Origin of the sequence: Aliidongia sp., assembly GCF_035943795.1 — a bacterium.
Classification (GTDB): Bacteria; Pseudomonadota; Alphaproteobacteria; order ATCC43930; family CGMCC-115725; genus Aliidongia.
Genome location: NZ_DASZBY010000050.1, coordinates 88,154 through 107,310 on the forward strand (window position 1 = coordinate 88,154; position 19,157 = coordinate 107,310).

The 19,157-nt window shown below is 64.0% G+C and carries 17 protein-coding genes; 10 read left to right on the top strand and 7 right to left on the bottom strand.

What is annotated here, in order from left to right; all coding sequences use genetic code 11:
• Nucleotides 1–103 precede the first annotated feature (103 nt).
• On the top strand, nt 104–2,080 hold the full coding sequence (locus VGV37_RS08695) for a lytic transglycosylase domain-containing protein (protein WP_326879261.1): 1,977 nt from the start codon (nt 104–106) through the stop codon (nt 2,078–2,080).
• A gap of 20 nt (nt 2,081–2,100) precedes the next feature.
• Here VGV37_RS08695 and VGV37_RS08700 read toward each other — a convergent pair whose 3' ends face one another.
• On the bottom strand, nt 2,101–4,326 hold the full coding sequence (locus VGV37_RS08700) for an O-antigen ligase family protein (RefSeq protein WP_326879262.1): 2,226 nt from the start codon (nt 4,324–4,326) through the stop codon (nt 2,101–2,103).
• 5 nt (nt 4,327–4,331) lie between these two features.
• Complete coding sequence (locus VGV37_RS08705; RefSeq protein ID WP_326879263.1) at nt 4,332–5,153, bottom strand: hypothetical protein; 822 nt, start codon at nt 5,151–5,153, stop codon at nt 4,332–4,334.
• A gap of 424 nt (nt 5,154–5,577) precedes the next feature.
• On the opposite strand from VGV37_RS08705, the gene VGV37_RS08710 reads away from it, so the two are divergent.
• Entirely contained in the window at nt 5,578–6,762 is a 1,185-nt protein-coding gene (locus VGV37_RS08710; RefSeq protein WP_326879264.1) for a hypothetical protein, read from the top strand.
• A gap of 22 nt (nt 6,763–6,784) precedes the next feature.
• Here VGV37_RS08710 and VGV37_RS08715 read toward each other — a convergent pair whose 3' ends face one another.
• Together VGV37_RS08715 and VGV37_RS08720 are read right to left on the bottom strand one after the other, a co-directional pair.
• Nucleotides 6,785–7,882, bottom strand: coding sequence for a glycosyltransferase family 4 protein (locus VGV37_RS08715; protein WP_326879265.1), 1,098 nt, complete (start codon nt 7,880–7,882; stop codon nt 6,785–6,787).
• Nucleotide 7,883: 1 nt separating this feature from the next.
• The gene (locus VGV37_RS08720; RefSeq protein WP_326879266.1) at nt 7,884–8,627 is read right to left on the bottom strand and encodes a glycosyltransferase family 2 protein; all 744 of its coding nucleotides are present in this window, start codon (nt 8,625–8,627) and stop codon (nt 7,884–7,886) included.
• A gap of 190 nt (nt 8,628–8,817) precedes the next feature.
• Between VGV37_RS08720 and VGV37_RS08725 the strand changes: the two genes are divergently transcribed.
• From VGV37_RS08725 to VGV37_RS08735, 3 genes are read left to right on the top strand one after another with little or no spacing between them, the layout of a single operon-like run.
• Entirely contained in the window at nt 8,818–9,522 is a 705-nt protein-coding gene (locus VGV37_RS08725; protein WP_326879267.1) for a haloacid dehalogenase type II, read from the top strand.
• A complete protein-coding gene (locus tag VGV37_RS08730) occupies nt 9,519–10,370 on the top strand; it encodes an alpha/beta hydrolase (protein ID WP_326879268.1) in 852 nt (283 codons plus the stop codon). Before VGV37_RS08725 ends, VGV37_RS08730 begins: the two co-directional genes overlap by 4 nt.
• Nucleotides 10,348–11,349, top strand: a complete 1,002-nt coding sequence (locus tag VGV37_RS08735) for a threonine/serine dehydratase (RefSeq protein ID WP_326879269.1) — start codon at nt 10,348–10,350, stop codon at nt 11,347–11,349. Before VGV37_RS08730 ends, VGV37_RS08735 begins: the two co-directional genes overlap by 23 nt.
• A 2-nt stretch (nt 11,350–11,351) precedes the next feature.
• Here the strand turns inward: VGV37_RS08735 and VGV37_RS08740 are convergent, their stop codons facing one another.
• Both VGV37_RS08740 and VGV37_RS08745 read right to left on the bottom strand, forming a co-directional pair.
• Nucleotides 11,352–11,702, bottom strand: coding sequence for a polymer-forming cytoskeletal protein (locus VGV37_RS08740; protein ID WP_326879270.1), 351 nt, complete (start codon nt 11,700–11,702; stop codon nt 11,352–11,354).
• Nucleotides 11,703–11,724: 22 nt separating this feature from the next.
• Nucleotides 11,725–12,978, bottom strand: a complete 1,254-nt coding sequence (locus VGV37_RS08745) for a peptidoglycan DD-metalloendopeptidase family protein (protein ID WP_326879271.1) — start codon at nt 12,976–12,978, stop codon at nt 11,725–11,727.
• Between the two features lie 704 nt (nt 12,979–13,682).
• On the opposite strand from VGV37_RS08745, the gene VGV37_RS08750 reads away from it, so the two are divergent.
• The 5 genes from VGV37_RS08750 to motA all read left to right on the top strand — a co-directional run bounded on the left by VGV37_RS08750 (nt 13,683) and on the right by motA (nt 18,024).
• Entirely contained in the window at nt 13,683–14,552 is an 870-nt protein-coding gene (locus tag VGV37_RS08750; RefSeq protein WP_326879272.1) for a branched-chain amino acid ABC transporter permease, read from the top strand.
• Nucleotides 14,549–15,550: a branched-chain amino acid ABC transporter permease gene (locus tag VGV37_RS08755; protein ID WP_326879273.1), complete on the top strand. Its 1,002-nt coding sequence runs from the start codon at nt 14,549–14,551 to the stop codon at nt 15,548–15,550. The genes VGV37_RS08750 and VGV37_RS08755 overlap by 4 nt, the downstream gene beginning before the upstream one ends.
• 3 nt (nt 15,551–15,553) lie before the next feature.
• Nucleotides 15,554–16,279, top strand: a complete 726-nt coding sequence (locus VGV37_RS08760) for an ABC transporter ATP-binding protein (RefSeq protein ID WP_326879274.1) — start codon at nt 15,554–15,556, stop codon at nt 16,277–16,279.
• Nucleotides 16,280–16,296: 17 nt separating this feature from the next.
• Nucleotides 16,297–17,004: an ABC transporter ATP-binding protein gene (locus VGV37_RS08765; RefSeq protein ID WP_326879302.1), complete on the top strand. Its 708-nt coding sequence runs from the start codon at nt 16,297–16,299 to the stop codon at nt 17,002–17,004.
• A gap of 156 nt (nt 17,005–17,160) precedes the next feature.
• Nucleotides 17,161–18,024 carry a flagellar motor stator protein MotA gene (gene motA, locus VGV37_RS08770; RefSeq protein ID WP_326879275.1) on the top strand — a complete coding sequence of 288 codons (864 nt, stop codon included), beginning with the start codon at nt 17,161–17,163 and terminating at the stop codon, nt 18,022–18,024.
• Between the two features lie 6 nt (nt 18,025–18,030).
• On the opposite strand, the gene VGV37_RS08775 is transcribed toward motA, so the two are convergent.
• The gene (locus VGV37_RS08775) at nt 18,031–18,873 is read right to left on the bottom strand and encodes a glycosyltransferase (protein WP_326879276.1); all 843 of its coding nucleotides are present in this window, start codon (nt 18,871–18,873) and stop codon (nt 18,031–18,033) included.
• Nucleotides 18,874–19,157: the final 284 nt, after the last annotated feature.

The following is a 19,157-nucleotide window of genomic DNA, read 5'->3' on the forward strand; positions in this document are numbered from 1 at the left end:
GCCGCCCCCCGTTCACCGGTAGGATGCCGTCCTCTCAGGGGAGTGTTCCTTGTTCGACGACATGAAGAGCGGCGCGCGTCGGTGCCGCAGGACCAGAGGCCGCGTGTTCGACAAGTCAATTGCCCGCGGTGCCTCGCTGCTGGCGCTCGGGTTCGCGGCCCTGCTGATCGGAACGAGTCTGCCCGTCCGGGCGGCAGAACCCCTGTCGGCCCGCGATCTGCCGGTGACGCGCCAGGCGTTCGACCTCATGGACCGCGGTCAGTGGGCGCGCGCCGAGAGTCTGGCGCAGACGGCCAGCGATCCTCTGCCGGCGAAGATCATCCTCTGGCTCGATCTGCAGCGCAGCCAGGCCGGCCACGGCTTTGCCGAGATCGCGCAGTTCATCGAGCAGCATCCGGATTGGCCTCGCCAGTCGACGCTGCGGCTGCGGGCCGAAGAGACGATCGACCAGGTACCCGAGGCGACGCTGCGCGCGTGGTTCACCCATCACAAACCGGCCAGCCCCTTCGCCAAGCTGAAGGAGGCCGAGTTGATGGTCGCCGGCGGCGATCCTGGTGCCTACGCCGCACGCCTGCGCGACATCTGGATCGCCGGCGATTTCTCGCCCCCCGAAGAACGGATCGTACTCGCCCGCTATGGCGACAAATTCACGGCCGACGATGAGGCGCGACGGCTCGACCGGCTGATCTGGGACGGCAAGGCCGAGGAGGCAACCCGCCAGCTCGCGCGCGTATCGCCGGACTGGCGGCTGCTGGGCGAAGCGCGCCTGAGGCTCTCCAGCTCGGCCAAGAACGCCGAATCCCTGGTCGCCAAGGTGCCGGCGAACCTGCAGAACGATCCGGGATTGCTGTTCGCGCGCATGAAATGGCGTCGCCAGCACGATATGGACGACCAGGCGCTGGCGATTCTGCTGCAGCCGCCCAAGGACCTGGGGCGCCCGGAGCTGTGGTGGCCCGAGCGTCAGGTCTTGGCGCGCCATCTGCTGGCCGCCAACGACGTGCAGCGCGCCTATCGCGTCATCGCCGACCATCGCATGCAGGACGGCACCAACCTGGCCGAGGCGGAATTCACCGCCGGGTGGATCTCACTGCGCTTCCTGCATGATCCGCAGCACGCCTACGAGCATTTCCAGCGGCTCTATGCGGCCGCCAAGCTGCCGTTGACCATCTCGCGCGGTGCCTACTGGGCCGGCCGGGCCGCCGATGGGCTGGGCCGCACCCAAGAGGCGCTCGACTGGTACGGCAAGGCGGCGGTGTTTCCGACGACCTATTACGGTCAGCTGGCGAGCGCGGTGCCCGGCGTGGCACCCCCGCCGAAGCCGGTGCCGGAACCCAAGGCTACGTCGGCCCAGGCCGCTGCTTTCAACAAGAAGGATCTGGTGCGCGCCATCCGCATCCTCGCGGCGGCCGACGAAGAGGATTACATCAAGCCTTTCCTCGCCAGCCTGTCGGAAAATGCCGAAGGACCGACCGACCATGCCCTGGTCGCCGACCTGGCCGAGGAGATCGGGCGCCCCGACCTGGGCGTGGCCGCGGCCAAGCGCGCCAGCTACAATGGCGTCTCCCTGCTGCGCGCCGGCTACCCGCTGGTGCCGATGCCTCGCAATGCCGGTGCCGAGCAAGCCCTGCTGCTGGCGCTCACGCGCCAGGAAAGCGCGTTCGACACCCGCGCCCTGTCGCCGACCGGCGCGCGCGGCCTGATGCAGCTGATGCCTGCAACGGCAAGCCAGGTCGCGAAGTCCCTGGAATTGCCCTATGCCGAGCGCAAGCTGAGCACCGATGGCGTCTATAACGTTACGCTGGGCCAGGCCTATCTCGACTCGCTGATCTCGCAGTTCAACGGATCCTACGTGCTGGCGGTCGCGGCCTACAATGCCGGGCCGGGGCGCGTCCGGCAGTGGCTCGATACCAATGGCGATCCGCGTTCCCCCGACGTCGACGCGATCGACTGGGTCGAGGAAATCCCGTTCAGCGAGACCCGCAACTACGTGCAGCGGGTGCTGGAGAACCTGCAGGTTTATCGTCTGCGGATCGGCAACCGGGCACTCGCCTTCTCGCTCGAGGCCGATCTGCGGCGCTGAGCAGGACCGCCTGTCTTGTTCTAACTGTGCGCCGGCGTCGGCAGATGTCCGCGCGGTCGCGATCGGATGAACAGAAAGAGCGCCACCAGGCATCCCACCGTCAGAATCTCGATGAAGAGATAATAGCCGATCATTTCCGTGGGGTTGGGCCACACCGGTGCCGGCAGGGTGATGCCGATGCCCGACAGGAGCGGCGCCTCGTTCAGCTTCGTTCCGAATTCGGTTTCGGCCGTCAGCAGCTGGGCGATCAGACGATCCCGAATGGCCAGCGAGCCGGCCTCCCCTGCGCGTGTGCGCAGGAACTTGTCCATGGTCGTGATGTCGTCGGTCAGTTCCCGCAGCAGAAAGCGATTGCTGTCCTGTTCGACCACATCCGCCAAGACCTGGGCCGCATGGGCGGTCTTTGCCTGGGTGATGAGCTTCAGCGTCGGCTCTCTCGTCTGCCTCTCGCCAAGGATCCTGACGATGCGGAAATGATCCTGTAGTGCCGCGCGGACCAGCGACCCGTCCCGTTTCCCCGGAGCGCTGGCGGCGGCGCAGACCGCATCCTCGAGCAACTCGGTGCAGGCCACACCCGCCGATGCCAGATCGCCCAGCATCGCGAGCGCCGCATCGTCGGTCCGAAGAATGGAAAACAGCCGCTTCGGCAAGGCCGGTGCACCGAGCGCCACCAGCCGGTCGCTGAGCGTCAGTCTGGGTGCCTCGCGCACGATCAGCAAACGTTCGGTTCCATAAACGATCGGGCTGGACCACACGGCCCACAGGGGCAGGACCAAGGCCGCGATCGATAGGAGGGCGATTGCGGCGGCGCCCTGCAGGAGGTCCCACCTTCGCTGCCGCAGATACCAGGCCCGTAGCCGCCGTCTCCAGTTCACCCGGGACAATGTCTGCCCCGCCGTGCCGGCTGCGAGGCAAAGGCCGAGCGCGCACAGCGAAGCGGAGGAACCAATTTCGTCCTGGCTCATCCAGTCCAGAACGCCGCCGATCCAGCAAAGCAGCGCCATCTCCTTGCCCGACCGGTTGATCCCCGATCGCAGCGCCACGACCAACGGGTATGCGGCGAACGCCCCAAAGCACAGCAGCACTGGGAGCCCCATTTCGGCGGCGAGGCGTGCCGGCAGATTGGAGGTATTTTCCCGGATGCTCGAGATGATCTCGACTTCCGTCGACGCTTCCGGAGAAGGAAGAACGAAATTCGGAATGTAGGTCGGATAGTAAGAGGTGAAATTTCCGAGACCGACACCGTAGACGGGGTGATCGAGGAACATCCTGATGGCCGCGACGGCCGCCCCCGACCGGCTGGCCGAAGACTGGTCCGTACCGATGTCGAATACGTTGATATAGTCCCAGAAATAATAGACCGCGCCGCCGAAAATGAGGACGACGATCAACGCTTGAATGAAATTTCCACTCAGCAGTCGCCTGCTGATGATCCCGCGATAGACCGTCAAAACGCCGACCTGGAGCCCGAGCAGGACGATGAAGGTCCGCGCGAAAGACATGATGGCGCAGGCAATCACCAAAATTCCGACGAACCGGGCACAGATTTGCAGCGTTCGACCGCACCGCTCCCTGTCGGCCAGGAAAAGCACCGGCCAGGCAAACGCACACCAGCTGCCGAAATGCGACGGCTCGCTGTTCAACCCCGACGGACGAGCCGTCGTCGCCTTCGCGATCGCATCCACGAACAAGCGGGGCACGAGTTCGACCCTGGTGGCCACCCTGACGAAATCGTTCAGGAAAAACAGGCTATGGACGAAGCACACAATCGTCATCGCCAAGATGAAGAAAGCGAATCCCCGTCCGAAGACATCTATCTTGTCGAGGACGGTCGCCCAGAGCACGACGGCAAACAGGCTCCAGAACAGCATGAGAGCCTGCAAGCCCCATGACATCATCGGGTCGCGCCATTGCCAGATCAGTTTGTCGGTATCGATGAACAGATATCCGTTCAATATCGAAAAGAAAGAGAACGCCAATAATATGGCGATGAATTTATCCGAGATCGTCGGGACGATTTTCCCACTGAAGACCGCATAGGCAATCGGCAGAAAGAATATGTTGACCGGCCTCGAGCCAAATTCTCGCAGGACTATCGTTCCGATCGTGAAATTCGTGATCGGCAACACCAGGAGACAGGCAAACAGATACCAGCCGAACGGCGCTCGAAAACTCGCCGCAGGGATCAGGCGCCCGGCGTCACCGCCGATAGTATCGGCTGATCTCACCATGCCATTGCTGGTCACGAGGGTTACGCGCCGATTTGCTCGTCGGCATACGCCGGCGCGATGGCGACTCGCTGGCGACGCCCTCTGATCCGCAACGAGACGAGGACGCCTAAAGCCAGTCCAAGCCCCCAGGCGATCAGCAGCCAGCGCATCGGGGCGGGCGATACCGGCGCGCCGGAGAGCGTGGGACCGCTCGACAATTCGGCCGCGAACGGCAGGCCCGCCTGGGCCAGAACCGCCTGGACCTCCTGGTCCTGTTCGGTCTCGATCAGGGACTTGCGCACGGCCTCGCTGGACGTCCCGTCGAGGCGCTTGCGCAAATAGGCCGCATAGTCGATGTATTGCTTGATCTTGGTGTTCCGCAGCCGCTCGTCGTCCGCGTGATAGAGCCAAACCAGCAGATCCTTGGCGACATCGGGATCCCGATGCCGCACCGAAATCTGATAGAGCCCCGTCGTCGCCAACTGGCGGATATCGACGATGTTGCTGATGTAGCCTGCGGTCGCCCGGCGGTCGTCGATCGGAAAATCCACACCCAACATGGAAAAAAGCCGGTGCTTCAACTTCGAAAGCACCCCGGTAGAGGGCCGAATGCTTTTGGTCGCCGGGTCCCATGCCGGACCGAGGACGCGGCTATGGAAGTTCGGCTGGGCCGATATGTCGTCGATGACCGCCTCGGACGTCAACAAAGCCCGGAAGATGGTGAAGTCGTCCGCGCTGCCGCCCCGTCCGAACCCGCCGGTCAGGGCGCTGAGAGCGGCACCGGCATTCCCGCCGCCGAGCTGCAGCCCCTGGGATCGCGTGGCTGCTTGCGTGGGCCCGACGACGATATTCGCCTCGTACATCGGCACGGTGTGTGAAACGACGATTGCCCAGATCCCGGTAGCAACCAGAACGCCGCCCAGAGGCCCCCACAGGTATCCAGCTCTAAAAGGAATTCGACGGCTCCGAAACGGCGGTTGTTTGACGGGACCGTCGGGACCGCTGCCAAAGCAGGCAGCGGAACACCCTTAACAAGCCCCATGACATGTGCCGGCGACCGTAAGGGGCAAGCAGAGAAAATGCAAGCCGACCCGGCCGGCCCCTGAGGCTGGTCTGGGCGAACGAGCTGAACGCGACGCATAGCTCACACTTGGAGAAGCCTCAGCGACGCCGGGCGTTCTGATGATAGTGGGAGATGGATTTTGCGCCCGTCCCGGCGCGGGTGTCGTCGCGGCAAATCGCTGCGGCAGCCGATCGACAGGATCGAAGGTAAAAGAGATTTCGACCATGAAAGACCTTCGGATCCTGATCTATGTCGAGGATATTCCCGTCGGACAGAACACGGTCGCTCACGGCCTGCACCGCGCGGCAGGCCCCATCTTGAAGTCGGTTCAAGGCGATGTGGAAAAGATCGCAATCTATCCGACCCATGCCTGGTTTCCGCGCCACGATTTCGACCTGGATCTGGTCGATAGCTGCCTGACCCTGGGGCTCTGGGCGACATTTTTGTCCAAACTGTCGAGGCGTCTCCCGTTTTTGCGCAGGTTCCTGGGAACAACGGTTCCGCTGCGCTCGCTGGCGTTCCGACTGCGACGTTCGAAAGCCGATATCATCCTGGCCATCGTCGGATCCAGCGCCGAGACGATCGAGCGGGCCGCTCTGCTCTCCAGGCTGCTCGGCAAGCCCTACGCGCTCTATCTGGTCGACGACTTCCTTCTGCCCCTTCGCCTGGCAGGTCAGGCTGAAGCGGCGATCGATCTCGTCCGGAAATCTGCGACAAGGTGCCTTCGAGGCGCACGGAGAATCTTCACCATCACAGATGGGCTCGGGGAACTGATCACGACGGAATATGGCGTCGCTTCCACCACGCTCCATCTCGCGTTCGAAGCCCAGCAGCGTCAGCAGCGGCCGGTAAAGCCGCAGATCTTCTATCTGGGCAGTGTCAATTTCCTCTATGCCGACGGGTTGAAGGCGCTGTTCGTCATCATCGAAAGTCTACGACGGGAACTGCGCGTGGATCTGACGCTGCGCATGACGGCACAGGCTGGTGCCGCGCGCGCGATCCTGGGCGAATTGCCCGACTTCGTCGTCGCCGCCCCGATACCGGACGGCCAGATGCTGGGCCAGGAACTCGCCACCAGCCTGTTCGCCTATCTGCCCTACTCCTTCGCGTCCGAGCATCGCCAGATGATTTCCAGTTCGTTCCCCTCCAAGACGCTCGAGTATTTTGCCCAGGCCAGAAGCATCGTCGTCCATGGACCGGTTTACGGCACCTCGACGGAGTATTTCCGGAAATACGAACTGCCGACCGTGACGGAAACCCTGGAGGATCTCGAACGAGTGGTACGCGATCATCTCGACGTAGCGCCAGATCATGGCGCGCTCTATGCCGGCGCCTTGGAGCGCAATCACTCGGTCGCGGCGGCCGGCAACACCATCCGTTCCGGCTTGAGACTCAGTCTGGCCGAATGAGGACCATGGCTTGGCGCTTCGATCAATGATCCGGCCTGACGCCAGCCTGTTCGACGGCGAGGGCGAGCAAGGCGCCAAACGCTGCCTCGCTGGTATGCCGCGCCGCGGTCTCCCGGGCGTTTTCGCTCATCGTCCGGGCCAATTCATCGTCGAGCAAAAGCTGGCGGATGCGTTCGACCGCGGCTGACTCGTCGTTCCTCTCGATGACGAAACCGTTCGAGCCATTGAGCATGTAGGCTGAGGGGCCGCCGCACTCGAACACGATCGCCGGAAGGCCCCGCGCCATGCCTTCGAGCGGCGGCAGCCCGAAGCCTTCGCGATGGCTGGTGAAAAGCGTGGCCCGTGCACGATCGAAGGCCCGGATCAAAGCGTGTTCGTCGGCCGGCCGCTCGCAGGTGAAGCCCATCGCCTGCAGACGCGCCAGCGACTCTGGATTTTGCCCGACCGCCAATATCTTGATGGCACCATAACGTTGCCGATACAGATCGAGAACTCGGACCAGCCGATCCAGCCCTTTCCAAGGCTCGTGGCGCGGAAACACGATCAGATCGAATTCCTTCCCGCCGACACGGCTTTCGAACTCCAGGAACGAGCGAGAGACGCCGAGATTGATCTGCGAGAACACCGCGCGCCGGCGGACCGCCAGTTCCTTCGCTAGATAGGTGTTCGCCGCGACGATGAACCGACTGCGATAGCTCCACTCGCAAAGCGCGTTCAGAACCTTGCCGAAAATCCCGCTGTATTTCGATTCGATATCCTGGACGAAATACAGGTAATTCTTCCCGAAGATGTGCTTCGTCAGTAGAACCGGGAAAAGCGTCACAAAAAAATTTGCGATAAGCACCCGCCCGCGCATGAAGAAGGGTGCCAAGATCAAGAACAGGAAATAGTTCAGGTATTTATTATCTAACGGAAACCTGATCTCCGAGATATCGAGATCCGGATGGAATTCGTATTTCTTTCCGATCCGCCCCTTCGGAAGCGAAATCCTGACGGAATATCCAGCGGTGGCGGCATAGTTGGCGAACTCGACCAGAATGCGCGTGCCGCCGTGCTGGGAGAGCGCGATCACCGGGATCTCGATATCGATCGGCTGGTCGCGAGAGCCTGTACCGCGCATTTCAGCTCCAGGCGCGCAGCGCTGCCCTGATGACGGCTTTGGTCACGAGCTTGCCGTAGGAGAAGTTGGCCCAGATCTTGCCGAACCCCATGTCGATCAGGTTCTTCTTGACCTCTCTGAAGCCGTCGAACATCCGGCGATCGCTCAGCCCGCCCAAACTATAGTCGGCAACGACCGTATCGATCGTGGAGAATGCCGACGCGCCGAATTGCTTGAAGATCTTCAGAAAGAACAGGTGATCCATCGCGATGCGCCGGGCGACGTCGTAGCCGCCGACGGCTTCCCAGGCACCCTTGCGGACGATGCACCCCATGTGCGGGACCGACATCTTCTCGCGAAGCTTGAGCGGTTCCGGTCGAAAGAGCCGGAACAGCTTGTCGCCATCCATCACGCGCACCTGGCCGCAGACGACCTGGCCGTCCGGTGTCGCAGCCCGCGCGAGCAGCTCCAGCGCGCCTGGCATCAGGCGATCGTCCGCGTGCAGCAGATAGTGGAACTCCCCGGTCGAGAGCGCGATGCCCTTGTTCATGGCGTCGGATATCCCGTCATCCCGTTCGCTGACGAAGCGATCGATCGAGGCGGAATAGCGTTCGATGACGTCGAGCGTGCCGTCGGTCGAGCCGCCATCGACAACCACATATTCCAGGTTCGGATAGTCGGACGCGAGGACGCTTTCGATCGCCCGCGGCAGGCATTCTTGGGCATTCCTGCAAACGGTGATCACGGAGATGGTCGGCAACGTCATGTGTTACTCAAGACTGGCAGGCGGTGAACGGCATCCGGAGCTGGCAGCCTTGTAGCCCAAATGCGGCTTCGACGCGCGTAAAAATGGCCTGCCGCACATGGTTGCGGGGCAGAAATACGATCGGAACGGGCGGCGTCCCCGAACTGTTTTACCTGGCGCCCGGATGGCGAAGCCCCTATGAAGACCCCGCGTGATCGCCGAGGAAGCCGCCATGCCGCCCTTCGCCCAGACTCGCCATTTCGTGTTCGATGCCTACGGCACCCTATTCGATTTCGCTTCGGCCGCCCGACGCTGCACCGACCGGCTCGGCGACAAGGCCGACGCCCTGACTCAGCTCTGGCGTACCAAGCAGGTGGAGTACACCTGGCTGCGCAGCCTGATGGGTCGCCATGCCGATTTCTGGCAGGTCACGGGCGAGGCGCTCGACAATGCCATGGCAAGCCTGGACCTGGCCGATCCTGCCCTTCGGGAGCGGCTGATGGGCCTCTATCTCGAACTCGAACCTTTTGCCGATGCCCGCGACCTGCTGGAGGCGCTTCGCGCCGACGGACGACAGACCGCGATCCTGTCGAATGGCGCGCCGCACATGCTGCGGCCCCTGGTCGAGGCCGCCGGCTTCACTGCCTTGTTCGACCACGTGCTATCGGTCGAATCGACCGGCATCTTCAAGCCGCATCCTTCGACCTATCGCCTCGCAACCACCCGTTTCGGCTGCGAGGCGCGGGACATCGCCTTCGTATCCGCCAACAGCTGGGACAGCTGCGGCGCCGCCAGCTTCGGCTTTCGCGGCATCTGGATCAACCGCACCGGCGGCCCCAAGGAAGCGGTGCCCGGCACGTCGGAGCGCGAGATTCGCGCGCTGGGCGACATCAAAGCGCTGGCCGGTCTCGCATGACGGAAGAATTCCGCGAGCGGTTTGTTTCGGCCCAGGATGGCGCGCGGCTCTATGTGCGTGACTATGGCGACCCGCTCTCGCCGCGCGTGCCATTGCTGTGCCTGGCCGGCATCTCGCGCAACGCCAAGGACTATCACCCCCTCGCCCTGCGCCACCGGGACAGGCGGCGCGTCGTCTGTCCGGACTATCGTGGCCGGGGCCGATCGGACCGGGCAACGGATTGGCGGAAATATGCACCGCCGGTCACGCTCGCCGACATCATCCAGATCATGGCAGCGCTCGATCTCGGCCGGGTCGTCGTGATCGGCACGTCGTTCGGTGGCCTGCTGTCATTGGCGCTGAATGCGCTCAAGCCTGGCGCCATCACGGGGCTGGTGCTGAACGACATCGGTCCCGCGGTCGGCACCGGATCGACCGGGATCATGGGCCGAATCGGCCGTGAACACCCCCAGCCAGACCTCGCCACCGCTGCGCGCACCCTGATGACCGAGTTTCCCCACCTCTCCTATCGAACCGAGGCGGAATGGCTCGACTTCGCCGAGCGCACCTACCGACGGGGCGCGGATGGTATCTGGCGCCATGACTGGGATCCGGCGATCGCGCGCCCGTTCCTTGCCGGCGACACCGGCGGCATGGATCTCTGGGCCCTGTTCCGCGGCTTCGCCCGGGTGCCGGCCCTGGTCGTGCGTGGCGGCATCTCCGACTTGTTGACCGAGGATGCGCTGGCCCAGATGGTCGCGGCCAAGCCCGACCTTCTGACCGTGACCGTCCCGGGAGTGGGTCACACGCCGCACCTGTCGGAGCCGGAAGTGCAAGGAGTACTCGATGACTTCCTCGACCGATGCTGATCCAGGGGACCTGCCGACCTTTGCTCACGTGCTGGCGGCAGCCGACAGGCTGAAGGGGCACGCCGTGCTGACGCCCCTGCTGGAGTCGAGCGCGATCAACAAGCGGCTGGGCTTTCGATTGCTGGTCAAGGCCGAACCGTTGCAGCGCACAGGATCGTTCAAGTTTCGCGGCGCGTTCAATCGCCTGGTCCAGTTGGACGAGGCGGCGCGCAAGCGAGGTGTCGTCGCCTTTTCGTCAGGCAACCATGCCCAGGGCGTCGCTGCCGCCGCCGAGATGCTGGGCATGCCTGCGACCATCGTCATGCCGGCCGACGCGCCGGCGATCAAGCTGGCCAATACCCGCGGCTATGGCGCCACTGTCGTGACCTATGACCGCCACACCGAAGATCGCGAGGCGATCACCGCGCGGATCGCCGAGGCGCAGGGCGCCACCATCGTACGCCCCTATGACGAGCGCGAGATCATGGCCGGACAAGGCACGGCGGGCCTCGAGATCATCGAGCAGGCGGCCGCGCGCGGCATCACGATCGACGCCATGGCCGCCAATTCCTCGGGCGGCGGTCTCATCGCCGGCTGCGCCCTCGCCTTCGCTGCGCGCAGCCCGGCCACCAGGCTCTATTGTGCGGAACCGGCGGGCTTTGACGACCATGCCCGTTCACTGGTGGCCGGCACCCGGCTGCGGAATGTGGCGGGTGCCTACTCCATCTGCGACGCGTTGCTGGGCGCAATACCCGGCCAGCTGACCTTCGAGATCAACCGACGGCATCTTGCCGGTGGCCTGGTCGCTAGCGACACGGAGGCGAAGCGCGCCATGGCCGTGGCGTTCAACGACTTGAAACTGGTCATTGAGCCGGGCGGCGCAATCGCGCTGGCGGCGGCGCTCGAAGGGCGCTTTCCCGGCAATCCCCGCACGATCGCGGTGATCGCCTCGGGCGGCAACGTCGATGCCGCCGTGTTTCGCGAGGCGTTGGCGGCCTGAGATCAGGAAATCTCAGTCGGTTCCGGCGTGGCCTCGACCGATTCGCCCGGTAGTTCGAAGACAGCGCCCGGCGCACGGTCGAACGCGTGGCAACGCACATCGGCGTACACGCGGGCAGTTCTCATCAACGAGACATTGGAAGCGCTCACGGTGCCGTGGACCGTGCCGGCGATGGTGATGCGGTCGGCGGTCAAGTCCCCGATCACCGTCCCGGACTGGCCGACCATGATCGCACTGGCTGCCACATCGCCGTTGACGATGCCGTCGATATGGATCTCGCCGTCGGAGCGCAGGCTGCCGGTTATCTGGAAATCGGCCGCGAGAATCGACAGGCCGCCGCCCCGCCTCACCATCGGCGGGGTTCCGTTGCGACCGTCAGTAGGACGCCTTGAGAATGCCGGATTTTCCAGCCTCCAGGAATTTCTCCGGATCCTGAGGCGTGCCGTTCACGACGACTTCGTAGTGCACGTGCGGTCCGGTCGAGCGGCCGCTGGAGCCCAGGAGCCCGATCGGGCTGTGCTTGCCGATCTTCTGGCCGACATTGACCAGGATGCGGTTCAGATGGCCGTATTTGGTGTGAATGCCATTGCCATGGTCGATTTCAACCAGCTTGCCATAGCCGGTCGAATAGCCGGCGAACACGATGGTGCCCGGCGCCGTGCTCATGACCGGCGTCTTGTACGGACCCGACAGATCGACGCCGGTATGCATCGCCGCCCGACCGTTGAACGGGTCGTGGCGCACGCCGAACGGGCTCTCGAAATTATATTTGTCGAGAGGGGCCGTCAGCGGCAGCGTCTTCATCAGCTTCGCGACCTGCTCGTCGGGCAGCTGGGCACCCTTGTTGGCGCCGACCGCGACATAGGGCCCACCGACCGCCGCCTGATGGACGCCCAACTGAGCCAGCAGCTTTTCGATGCTGAAGCCATTGTCGACCGGCACGATCTTGCCCGTCGGCTCCGCGTCGCCTTCGGCCGGGACGGTGATGAGCTTACCTGTGACCTCAGCCTGCTGCTGCGGCATCACCCTGGTCGCCAGCTTCTTCTCGAGCTCGCCGAGCTTGAGCTTCAGGCGCTCGCGATCAGCCGAAATCGTCTTCTCCGCGGCGTCCTTGGCCTGGGCCAGCTCGCCCATCGATTTCTGCAGCTTGCCCTTTTCCGCCGTCAGCTTCTGACGGTCGCTGGTCGCCTGGGCCAGTTGCTCCGCGGTATGTTCATAGAGCGAACGATTCTGTGCGTTCTGCACGCCCAGAATCTTGATGTCGCTCTCGAGCTGCGCCACGCGTTCGGTCAGCTTCGCGGCATCGAGCTCGGCCGCGGCCTGCTGAGCGTCCCCGTCCGCGGACGGTGCCGTATCCTTGCGCTGGTCGGCGAGCGTCTTCACCCGGCTGTCGGCTTGATCGGCGGCGGATTTGGCATCGGCGAGCTGGGTCTTGAGCGCCTCGACCGCTCGGGCAAGCTCGGCCTGAGACGAGCCGGCGTCGACCTGCAGATCGATCGCGAGCTCGGATTTGGCCGCGAGGGAGGTCAGAGCGATCGCGGCGACGCTCATCACGGATGCGGCCACGACCGACATCTGGAACATGCTGGACAGGTTCAGCTGAGTGACCTGCCCATTGCTGCGGATCAAAACTTGCCGGTCAGGGAACAAACGTCCCCCAAGCCTCGAAAGTGTGCCGATCATTTTCCCCCACGCGGTAAGCCGATTGCCGCCCGTGCATCACCGCTCCTGCGAGACGATGCCCCTGCGCCTGGGCTGCAAACCCGTCTTGAGCCACATTCGGTCAGGCTCGCCCGTGTTCCCGACTTAGCCTCGAGCCTCATCCGTAAGATGAACTCGATTTGGTTCCACGTCCGCCCGTCCACAGGGCGAGGCCTTACCGAACGCGTTGGACCGTATCCGTTGAAGTCCAGGGTGGCAACCTAAATTGCTTTATGCTGTCACTTTTTTGCCGCGGTTCGGCAAGCCGGAGAATCAGCACAACTCGGGCAAGACATCAGGATTTGCTTGATTTTCCGTCAAAACGGGAGCCGAGCGGTCGACGCCGCCGATCGACACCGAGTCGCCGAGGCGTCGACCGCGAACGGCCGTCCCCCCGTCGGGACGACCCTGCCGACGATCGGCATATCGCGCCGTCGATGCCGCCGCAGCACCGGCTCCAGCAACTTTTGGGCGTAAAGCCCCCTCCCTGATTCGCCGATGCTGCGATGCATCCAAAATCGAACGGAGGCCGGCAGACCGCCAAACAGGTTGATCCCGATTGGAGGCGCGGGATATGACCCGAGCTACGGCTCGCACAGGGCTTTCGTCTTTCGATCGAGATCCAGCACCCCATGACCTGGGACGTCTATGCCAACGTCATCATCGGCGGGATCCTGACCGGTCTCGTCTACGGCCTGATGGCGCTCGGTTTGTCGGTCATCTTCGGGGTCGTGCGCGTCGTCAATTTCGCCCATGGCGAAATGATGATGGTTGCCATGTATCTGGCCGTGCTCGGCTGTGGCACCTGGGGCATCGATCCGCTGTGGCTGATGGTCCCGCTGGCGGCTCTGCTGTTCGTGTTCGGCTACGCGTTGCAGAGCCTTGTCGTCCATCCGTTCATGACACGACCGGATCACGCGCAATTCATGTTGCTGGTGGCCGTCGGCATGATCCTGACCAATGGCGCGCTGATCGTATTCGGGCCGGATGCGCGCGGCGTACAGGTCGACTACGCGCTCGACAGTCTCGAATGGGGTCCGCTGCTGATCGACAAGGTCCGGCTCTATGCCGCCCTCGCCGCCTTGGCCGTCGCCGCCGCGCTGTTCGCATTCTTTCGGCTGTCCGCCACAGGCAAGGCGATCCGGGCCTGCGCCGACAATTATCGCGGGGCGCTGGTGGTCGGGCTCGACGTCCGCCGCCTGTTCGCGCTCACCTTCGGCTGCGGCACGGCCTGCGTCGGCGCGGCCGGCGCCATGCTGGTGCTGCTGGGCGACGTGACCCCGTCGCTCGGCCCCGCCTACACGCTGCTGGCCTTCGTCATCGTGATCGTCGGCGGGCTCGGCAGCATGGCCGGCGCGCTGGTCGCCGGCGTTCTGATCGGCGTCAGCGAAGCGCTGGCCGGACTGATCCTGGTGCCCTCGATGAAGAGCATGGTCAGCTTCGGCCTGTTGATCCTGGTGCTGATGTTCCGGCCGCAAGGGCTGCTGGGACGCAGTTCATGAACCGGCTGTTCGGCGCCCTGCCCGCCCGCGCCCGGGCGGCCCTGTTGGTCGTGTTCGTGCTGCTGCTCGCGGCGCCCTGGATCGCTGGCCCCTATCTGCTGTCGGTGCTCGTGCTGGCGCTCTACTACGCCTATGTCGGGCAGGCTTGGAACGTGATGATGGGCTTCGCCGGACAGCTCTCGCTCGGCCATGCGCTCTATGTCGGGCTGGGCGCCTACGTCTCCGCGGCGCTCTATGTTCACGGCGGCATCGGGCCATGGCTGGGCGCGCCGATCGCCGCGGCGGTTGCAGCCCTGGCCGGCGCCGCGATCGGCTTCCTGGCGTTTCGATTCGGCATCGGCGGCGTCTATTTCGCGCTGCTGACCATCGCCTTCGCCGAATTCACCCGAATCGGCTTCGAGCATATCGACTGGCTGGGCGGCGCCGGTGGACTGTTCCTGCCGGTGGTCGAGCGTGGGCGACTAGACATCGTCGACCTGCGCGGCGGCCCCCGGCTGTTCTACTACCTGCTGCTCGCGCTGGCCGTAGGCTCGCTCTTGTTGTGCCGAACGTTGCGAACCAGCCGGATCGGCTTTTATTGGCTGGCGATCCGCGAGGATCCGGACGCCGCGCGGGCGCTCGGCATCGACCTGTTCAAGTATCGGGTGCTCGCCGCGGCCATTTCCGCGGCGATGGCTTCGGTCGCCGGCGTCGTCGCCGCCTTCTACTACAACAGCCTGACCCCGGCCGACAGTTTCGGTGCGGCCAAATCGATCGAGATCATCCTTGGCCCGTTGGTGGGGGGGCTCGGCACGTTGATCGGGCCGATCCTGGGCGCCTTCGTCCTGACCGGCCTCAGCGAGGGCCTGCGGGCACTGCTCGACGCGACCGGCCATCAGATGCCGGGCGCGACGCAGCTGTTCTATGGGATCGTGCTGCTGCTGGTCATCAAATACCTGCCCAACGGCATCTGGCCCGGCCTAGCCCGACGCCTGGGCCTCGTCGAGCGGGAGCGCTGAGCGATGGCGCTGCTGGAAGTGACCGGCCTGTCCAAGAGCTTCCGCGGGTTGAAGGCGGTCGACCGGGCCAGTTTCTCGGTCGAGGCGGGCACCATCGTCGCCTTGATCGGCCCCAATGGCGCCGGCAAGACAACCTGCTTCAACCTGATCGCCGGCGCATTGCCGCCCGATGCCGGCACGATCGTGCTCGACGGGCGATCCCTGGACGGGCTCAGCGCCGACAAGGCCTGCCACGCCGGCATCGGCCGGACCTTCCAGGTGGTGAAGCCGTTCGCCCAACTCTCGGTCCTTGACAACGTGACGGTCGGCGCCCTGCGCGTCACCGCCGATGTCGGCAAGGCACAACGAGCGGCACGTCGGGTATTGGAATTGCTGCACCTGGATCACAAGGCAGCGCACCCCGCGCAGATCCTGACCCTGCCCGAGCGCAAACGGCTCGAGGTCGCGCGTGCGCTCGCGACCGGACCCAAGCTGCTGTTGCTCGACGAAGTCATGGCAGGGCTGCGACCGACCGAAATCGACGAGATGGTCGGCGTGTTCCGCACGCTCAACCGCGAGACGGGCCTCACCATCCTGCTGGTCGAGCACGTCATGCGTGCCGTCATGGCGCTCGCGCATCGCATCATCGTGCTGCACCATGGTGAAATCATTGCCGAGGGCGCTCCGGAAGCGGTGGTGCGCGATCCGGCCGTGCTCGCCTGCTATCTGGGCGGAGCGCCGGCGGCATGAGCGATCAGCGCCGCGCTCTGTTATCGGTCGAAGGGATCGACCTGTTCTACGGCGACGCCCAGGCGCTGGCGGGCGTGTCGCTGACCATCCCCGAAGGCGCGATCACCGCCATCGTGGGGGCGAACGGCGCCGGCAAATCGAGCCTGATCCGGACCATCGCCGGCATCGAGTGCCCCCGTGCGGGCCGCATCACCTATCGCGGCCAGCCGGTCCAGGGGCGGCCCAGCCACGAGATCTGCAATCTGGGCATCGGTCAGGTGGCAGAGGGGCGGCAGATCTTCCCGACCTTGAGCGTGCTGGAAAATCTCGAGGTCGGCAGCCATCTGCCCCGGGCGCGGCGTCGGAAGGCGGCTTCGCTCGCCGAGGTGTTCGGGCTGTTTCCCCGCTTGGCCGAGCGCAAGAGCCAAGCCGCCGGCACCTTGTCGGGTGGCGAACAGCAGATGCTGGCGATCGGCCGCTGCCTGATGGGCCGGCCGGAGCTGATCATGTTCGACGAGCCGTCGCTGGGATTGTCGCCAGCGCTGGTCGAACAGATGTTCCGTATCATCGAGCGGCTCAATCGCGAGAACGGGCTGACCGTCATCCTGGTCGAGCAAAATGTCGCAGCCTCCCTGCAACTCGCAGAACGGGCCTATGTGCTGGAAACCGGGCGCATCGTCATGAGCGGCAGCGGCGCAGAGTTGCTGAACGACGACCGGATTCGGGCGGCCTACATGGGGATCTAGCAGGGCCGCTGCCCCTCGGACTGGTCAATCCGACAGCTGCCGCGCGATCTTCGTTAATGCCCTCCTAACCATCCCGCGGCTATCTCTCTTCTGGCTAGATCGCGGGGCCCTGCCCCATCGTGAAATGTCCGGTGCGACAGGCTGGAAGAGGATGCCATGTTTTTCTTCGTCGGCGTCGGCGTGGTTTTTGTCGCAGTGTTCGGTGGGTACGTTGCCAACGGCGGCCATCTGCCGGCGCTCTGGCAGCCGTTCGAGTTCATCATCATCGTCGGCGCTGCGATCGGCGCCTTCCTGATCGGCAATCCGAAGACGGTGTTGAAAGCGGTCGGCAAGGAATTGCCGAAGGTGTTCAAGGGCCCGAAATTCAACAAGGCGGCCTTCGTCGAACTGCTGGTGATGCAGAACGTCGTGTTCAAGCTGGCGAAATCCAAAGGCGCCATGGCGCTCGAGACCCATGTGGAAAATCCTGAGGAAAGCTCGATTTTTCAGCAGTATCCAACCTTCCTGCACGATCACCACGCCGTCGAATTCTTCTGCGATTTCTTTCGCATGCTGATCATGGGCGCCGACAATCCGCACGAGATGGAAGCGCTGATGGATGCGCGCATCGAGGTGCATCATCACGAGTCGCTCGAGGTTTCCCATGCCGTCACCGGCATGGCCGACGGCATGCCGGCGCTCGGCATCGTCGCGGCGGTGCTGGGCATCATCCACACCATGGGCTCGATTACCGAGCCACCCGAAGTGCTGGGCGAACTGATCGGCGGCGCGCTCGTCGGCACCTTCCTGGGCGTGCTGATCAGCTATGGCTTCATCGCCCCGATGGCCGCGATGCTGAAGAGCGTCGCCGAGTCGGAAGTGCGGTACTATTTCTGCATCAAAAGCGGCATCATCGCCTACATGCAGGGTTATGCGCCGATCATGGCGGTCGAGAGCGCGCGCATGGTGCTCATGGCGCACGACCAGCCGAGCTTCGCCGACATCGAACAGGCGATCGACAACGCACCGGCCGCCGCGTAGCACCCCTCAGCGCGAAGGGGCGCGCCCGCGCTTGGCCTCGGATGCGACGACATCTTTGACGATGGCAATGTATTTCGCGCCCAAGACGGCGAACCGGTCTTGCAGCCGGTCTCGTGCGGCCTCGTAAAAGCGGCTGTCCTCTTCCGCAGAAAAGACGATCTTGGCGGCCTGCATTTTCTGGGCGAGATCGGCCGCATCTTGCGGATCGAAGAACACGCCCCGCTCCGGCGCCTGCTCGCGATGGACCCCGATGTTCGAAAGCAGGATCTTCTTGCCGATCGACTTTCCTTCTTCGACGGTGCTGCTCCAGCCCTCGAACAGGGATGGATTGATGATGGCGATCGAATGCCGCATCAGAGCCAGCAGATCGTCGTAGGGCACGATGCCGAGAACGGTGAACATGTCCTCCACACCAAGCTCGGCCGCATATTTCATCAGGTTCTTGTAGTGCTCGGGCTGCCGCCAGTCGGCGATGTTGCCGGTCGCGACGACCGATGTCTTGAGGCCTTGCGCTCGCAATACGCCCAGCGCTTCGATGACGATGCGATGGTTCTTATGGATCCAGAACTGATTGGGCAGATGGAAGAACGGATATCCGATGCCGTATTTCTCGACCAGCCTTTCGGGTGCCCCGTAATCGACGTTCTTGTCGTCGCCGGAGACGAATTGCAGGACACGGGATTTGTGAAGCGACTGCGGGTAAAATTCCCTCAGATCATTCTGGGCATCGTGGCTGCTGAGGACGATCGAGGAAGAATAATCGAGAATCTCTGCGAAGGCCCGGTTGCGCCCGGTGATTTCGCGCTCCGGGAAAAACTCCGGCAGGCGCAGGTGCTGGAAATCCGGCAACCAGCTGATGGTGGGAATTCGACCGCGCGGCCCCAGATGGCCGGAATGCGACAACACGGAGATCGAGGATCGCTCGAGCAGGCGTTCCATCAGAATGTCGCGACCCAGCAATTTTGCGATCCGATCCCGAAACGACGCGGGCCGCCACCAGCAGTCGCCGTCGACCAGCCGTGTCCGGATGATCTCCGCCTCCCGGAACCCGTCGAGCAAACGGTCGGACGCGTGCGGCGGCACCAGCAGGACCGGTTCGACCTCGCCGTTCGGCACGGATTTTATCGCGTGGA